We start from the raw sequence: 5,766 nt of genomic DNA on the forward strand, positions 1-5,766 counted from the left end.
CTCCCCCCGATGAGCTGGCCATCTGGTTCGGCATCTTGGTGCTGATCGTGGTCGAGGTCGGCTTGATCACGCCCCCGGTGGGCATGAACCTGTTCGTCATCAACTCGCTCGCTCGCGACACGCCCATCACACAGACTTACCGCGCCATCATGCCCTTTGTGTTGAGCGATCTCTTGCGCACCGCCTTGCTGGTCGCTTTTCCGTCTATCACTTTGTTTGTGTTGAGGTTTTGACAAGCAAGTCAGGGCGGAGGGCTCCTAGAAAAGTCTACCCCCTGCTGGTGCCCGCTTCTGGCGCAACTGAGCACCCACTCAGGCTTTGGCCAGGTGCTGCTTGGCCAACTCCACATACCAATCCAGACACCCCGGGTTGGCCATGGCGTCCCTGTTGACGACCTTTTCAAGCGGCTGACCCAGCATGAGTTTTTTGATCGGCAGCTCCTGCTTTTTGCCGGACAGCGTGCGCGGAATCTCCGCCACCTGAAAAATCTCGTTCGGGATGAAGCGCGGGCTGAGCGCCACTTTGATGGCGTTGTTGAGCTTGGCTTTGATTGCATCATCAAACACCGTGCCCGGGCGCAGCACCACAAAGAGGGGCATGTAGCTTTCTTTGCCCAGGTATTCCAAGTCCACCACCATCGAGTCCATGACTTCGGGCAGGGCCTCCACAGCGCTGTACAGCTCGCTGGTGCCCATGCGCAAGCCGTAGCGGTTGATGGTGGCGTCGCTGCGGCCAAAGATCACGCAGCCTTCGCCCTCGCCTTGCGTATCACCGATGCGCAGCCAGTCGCCGTGTCGCCAGACGCCGCCCATGCTGGCCGGGCCGTTGCCGCCGCCCGGTTGACGGCCGTGGCCTGCGGGGTACATCTCGAAATAGCTGGCCAAATAACGGGCGTTGTCCTTGTCGTTCCAGAAGTACAGCGGCATCGACGGAATGGGCTGGGCGCAGACCAGCTCGCCCACCTCGCCGATGACGGGCTCACCCGCTTCGTTCCAGGCCTCGACCGCGCAGCCCAGTTCGCGGCACTGCATGACGCCCGGCTCTTGCGGCAGTTCGCGGTGACCTCCCAGAAAAGCCCCGGCAAAGTCGGTGCCCCCCGAAATGTTGCACCACCAAATGTCGGTGCCGATGGCCCGAAATTGCTCGGTGCCCCAGCTTTGGGTCTCGGGCGACAGGGGCGAGCCGGTCGTGCCCAAGGCGCGCACACCCGACAAGTCGCCGCAGCGTGCAATGTCCACACCCGCCTTTTGGCAGTTGGCAAAAAAGGCCGCGCCTGCGCCGAAGAAAGTCACCTTCTCTTGCGCCGCCATGCGCCACAAAATGCCCCAGTCCGGGCTGTCTTTGCTACCGCCGGGGTTGCCGTCATAGATCACGCAGGTCACGCCGTTGAGCAAACCCGCCACTTGCGCGTTCCACATCACCCAGCCGGTGGAGCTGTACCAGTGAAAGCGTTCGCCCCAACTGTTAAGTTGGTAGCTACAGCCGATGTCGTTGTGCAAAATTTTGTTGGCCAATGCCACGATCACGGTGCCGCCATGGCCATGCACGATGGGTTTGGGCAGACCAGTGGTGCCGCTGGAATAAACGATCCACAACGGGTGGTCGAACGGCAACCACAGCGGCTCAAAGGCTTGCACCTCGGCATCGTCGCGGGCGGTGATGGCCGACAGCTGCACGCTGGCACCTACGGTGCAATGGGCCAGGTCGAGTGTGCCCAAGTTGTCGTGCACGATGACGTGCTGCACGCTGGGCAGCGCGTCGCGCAGCTCCTGCACCACGCCCATGCGGTCAAAGTCTCGCCCGCCATAGCTCACACCGTCCACTGCGATCAGCACCTTGGGCTCGATCTGTTTGAAGCGGTCGAGCACGGCGTTGGTGCCCATGTCGGGCGCGCAAATGCTCCACACACCGCCCACGCTGGCGGTGGCCAAAAACGCCACCATGGCTTCGGGAATATTGGGCAAATAAGCCGCGACCCGGTCGCCAGGCTGCACACCTTGGGCCTGCAGGTGCAGCGCCAAAGCAGCCACTTGGCGGCGCAGCTCAGGCCAGCTCATCTCGCGGCGCAGGCCCTTTTCGTTGTGGCTGATGACCGCCAAAAAGCCAGCTTCATGCGCGGGCTGCACATGGCGCAGCACCTGGTGTGCGTAGTTGGTTTGAGCACCGGGAAACCACTTGGCCCCCGGCATGACGTTGTTCGCGAGCACGGCGGTGTGCGGCGTGGGCGACTGGAAGTCGAAATAATCCCAAATGCTTTGCCAGAAGGCGTCCAGCTCGGTCACAGACCAACGCCAGAGGTCGTTGTAGGTGGCAAAACTCAGGCCCCGTTCATCTCGCAGCCAGTTTTGGTACAGCCGAATTTGGGGCAAATGGGGGGCTAAAGCAGAAGGTCGTGTCGCGGTGTTCATGCGGTGCAGCGTAGCAGTGGCCAAGCACTGCTGTCACGCGCATGAACCCTGAAATGTGCACCTAGGTGACAGCTTGGCCTGTACTCAACCGGGCGCCGTTTCACAACGGCCTTGGCCCGTCGCTTGGCCCCGAAAATCGCTTTGCCACTGCCGAGCCGCCAGGTCGATCTGGATGCGCTCATTGTCCAACGCCGTGATCACCCCACCCGGCACCAGAGAAAAACCATAGGGCTCCACACCGTCAATGCGCAAGCGGTGAATGGCTTTTTTGTCCCAGTCGATGCGCACCTCACGCACCCAAGTGCTGCGCTGCGGCAGGTAGGCCACGGCACAACTGAGCACCACCGAGGACGGCGCAGCCATGACAGCGGGCCCCAGTGTCAGCGTGCCCAAGAGGCCCAGCCCCAAGCATGCTGTGCGCAAAACCCCGCCGCTGAACAGCTTTTTCATGGCACTTTAGGCGGCAGCGTCTTGAGGGCCGTCTTTTTGCATGCGGGCACTTTTCCAGTACACGTCGTCGCCGCCGTTCATGCGGTTGAGCACACGGGCCAACACGAACATCAAATCCGACAAGCGGTTGAGGTATTGGCGGGGGGTGTCGTTCAGGGCCTCTTCGTTGCCCAGCGCCACGCAAGCGCGCTCTGCCCGGCGCGCCACGGTGCGGCACACATGGGCTTGCGAAGCGCCGCGTGTGCCTGCGGGCAAGATGAATTCTTCGAGTTTGGGCAGCTGGGCGTTGTAGGTCTCCAAAGCGGTGTCCAGATCGGCGACGGCGGCGTCCTTGAGCAATTCAAAACCGGGAATGGACAACTCCCCCCCCAGGTTGAACAACTGGTGCTGGACTTCGACCAACACGGCTCGCGCATCGGCGGGCATGTCTTCGCACAGCAGCAAGCCGATGTGGGAGTTGAGTTCGTCCACCTCACCCATCGCGTGCACGCGCAGGCTGTTTTTGGAGACGCGCTGGTTATTGCCCAGGCCGGTGGTGCCGTTGTCCCCGGTGCGGGTGGCGATTTGTGTGAGTCGGTTGCCCATGGCGTTGTCCTCTGTGTTGCCCAAGATTGTCGGTCAAGTGCCTGCCCCTTGTCTGACATTGGACAGCAAGACCTGTGATTGCATCGTAAACTGCGCATTCACACGTCTGGCGGGTATGCCACGCCACCACTGGAGACACCCATGAACGCCCCTATTGCCGCCGCCCACCTGGCCCCCGAAATCGCGCAACGCGCGGTGCCCGAAGCCTTTTTGACGGCCCTCAAGGCCCGCTTTGGCGGCAACTGCTCCACCGCGCTGGTGGTGCGCGAGCAGCACGGCCGCGACGAATCGGCTTTCACCCATGTGCCGCCCCCTGCCGCAGTGGTGTTTGCAGAAAACACGCAGGATGTGGCCGACGCCGTGAAGCTGTGCGCCGAGCACAAGGTGCCCGTGATTCCGTTTGGTGTGGGCTCTTCGCTCGAAGGCCATTTGCTGGCGGTGCAAGGCGGCATCAGCATCGACCTGACGCGCATGAACAAAGTGCTGTCCATCAACGCCGAAGACCTGACGGTGACGGTGCAGCCGGGCGTGACGCGCAAGCAACTCAACGAAGAGATCAAATCCACAGGCTTGTTCTTCCCGATTGACCCGGGCGCAGACGCCACCATTGGCGGCATGAGCGCTACCCGCGCCAGCGGCACCAACGCCGTGCGTTACGGCACCATGCGCGAAAACGTGTTGGCCATGGAAGTGGTCACCGCGGCGGGCGAAGTGATTCGCACCGGCACCCGGGCCAAAAAATCAAGCGCCGGCTACGACCTGACGCGCCTGATGGTGGGCAGCGAAGGCACGCTGGGTGTGATCACCGAAATCACCGTTCGCCTGTACCCTTTGCCCGAAGCCATTTCGGCCGCCATTTGCTCCTTCCCGAGCATCGAAGCGGCGGTGCACACGGTCATCCAGACCATCCAGCTGGGCGTGCCGATTGCACGGGTGGAATTGCTGGACCACAACAGCATACGCATGGTCAATGCCTACGCCAAACTGGGCTTGCGCGAAGAGCCCATGCTGCTGATGGAATTCCACGGCTCACCCGCAGGCGTGAAAGAGCAAGCCGAGACGGTGCAAGAAATTGCCAGCGAGTTTGGCGGCAATTCGTTTGAATGGGCCACCACCCCCGAAGAGCGCACCCGCTTGTGGACGGCACGGCACAACGCCTACTTTGCGGCCATCCAGAGCAAACCCGGCTGCCGCGCCATCAGCACCGACACCTGCGTGCCCATCAGCCGCCTGGCCGATTGCCTGCTCGACTCCATCACCGAAACCGATGCCAGCGGCCTGCCTTACTTTTTGGTGGGCCATGTGGGCGACGGCAACTTCCACTTTGGCTATTTGATCGACCCAAACAACCCGCAAGAATGCGAAACCGCCGAAGCGCTGAACCAGCAACTGGTCAACAGGGCGCTGCGCTTGGGCGGCACCTGCACCGGCGAGCACGGCATTGGCCTGCACAAGATGGACTTCTTGCGCACCGAAACCGGCGAAGGCGCCGTCGACATGATGCGCACCATCAAGCGGGCGCTGGACCCGCACAACATCATGAACCCGGGGAAGATTTTTTCGATGTGAGGCTACAAAAAGGCCTGCCTGTCACACTGTGGGCTTGTTTTCGGACGCTTCTTGAACAAGCGCTTGTATTGATATAGGTTTGGCTGGCCAGTGCTTGCCCATGAGTTGAAGGCCCTCTGGTGTTTGTGTCTTGCCCCGAATCACATTGAGCCACTCGCTGCAAAATCGACCTTGACACGCGCCCATCGCGAAACGACCCAGTAAGCGTATTTCGCGGTTGGTGGCGTCCGGCCCCAACGCTCCAAGGTCGCGCAAAGTCTTGTGCTCGCATCGGCAAATGACCGTGTCAGGGGACAAGGCGTTCAGGGTGGCCGCTTCGTCTACCTGGTAGATTTCACGCAACAGTTTTTGCGCTTTTTCTTCCTTTTTGATCGCCTGACGCAAGCCGTCTTCTTGTGCCTTGATTTGGCTTGAATGCGCACCATGCGCGCTGAGTTGCTGGATGATGTCCAAGGCGACCAGCTCACCATGCATGGCTGCTGCGCGGGCACCGAGCGCCAACGAGCAGTCACCCGCAACACGCCATAGCGGCTGGCCATCGGGTCGCATGCCATAGTTGTTGGGTTGGATGCCGTCGTGCAATGCTACGTAGTCAGTGGCGAGGCGAAAGGTCTTTCCTTGCCGCTCCAGAGTAACTTGCAAGCCAGACTCACCCGTCATCCCGATGCGCGTCACCTCGTGACCTTGGTAGATGGGCACACCCGCCTTGAGCAAGGTTGCCAAATAACCTGCTCCCTCCTGCCAATAGCGCCAA

At 61.3% G+C, this 5,766-nt stretch carries 6 protein-coding genes; 2 read left to right on the forward strand and 4 right to left on the reverse strand.

Annotation, left to right across the window (positions count from 1 at the left end):
- Positions 1 to 233 (forward strand): TRAP transporter large permease subunit (locus Q0341_RS14270; protein ID WP_299514655.1); only part of this gene is annotated, 233 nt, incomplete at its 5' end.
- A gap of 78 nt (positions 234 to 311) precedes the next feature.
- Here the strand turns inward: Q0341_RS14270 and Q0341_RS14275 are convergent.
- The 3 genes from Q0341_RS14275 to Q0341_RS14285 form a co-directional block, all read right to left on the reverse strand.
- Positions 312 to 2,408, reverse strand: coding sequence for an acetoacetate--CoA ligase (locus Q0341_RS14275; RefSeq protein ID WP_299514657.1), 2,097 nt, complete (start codon positions 2,406 to 2,408; stop codon positions 312 to 314).
- An 84-nt stretch (positions 2,409 to 2,492) separates the two neighbouring features.
- Entirely contained in the window at positions 2,493 to 2,858 is a 366-nt protein-coding gene (locus Q0341_RS14280; RefSeq protein WP_299514659.1) for a hypothetical protein, read from the reverse strand.
- A 6-nt stretch (positions 2,859 to 2,864) separates the two neighbouring features.
- Entirely contained in the window at positions 2,865 to 3,443 is a 579-nt protein-coding gene (locus Q0341_RS14285) for a cob(I)yrinic acid a,c-diamide adenosyltransferase (RefSeq protein ID WP_299514661.1), read from the reverse strand.
- Between the two features lie 141 nt (positions 3,444 to 3,584).
- Between Q0341_RS14285 and Q0341_RS14290 the strand changes: the two genes are divergently transcribed.
- A complete protein-coding gene (locus Q0341_RS14290) occupies positions 3,585 to 5,012 on the forward strand; it encodes an FAD-linked oxidase C-terminal domain-containing protein (protein ID WP_299514663.1) in 1,428 nt (475 codons plus the stop codon).
- Positions 5,013 to 5,033: 21 nt separating this feature from the next.
- Here the strand turns inward: Q0341_RS14290 and Q0341_RS14295 are convergent.
- The coding region (locus Q0341_RS14295; protein WP_299514665.1) for a hypothetical protein at positions 5,034 to 5,766 on the reverse strand (733 nt) is incomplete at its 5' end.

Source organism: uncultured Limnohabitans sp. (assembly GCF_937889215.1).
Lineage (GTDB): Bacteria > Pseudomonadota > Gammaproteobacteria > Burkholderiales > Burkholderiaceae_C > Limnohabitans_A.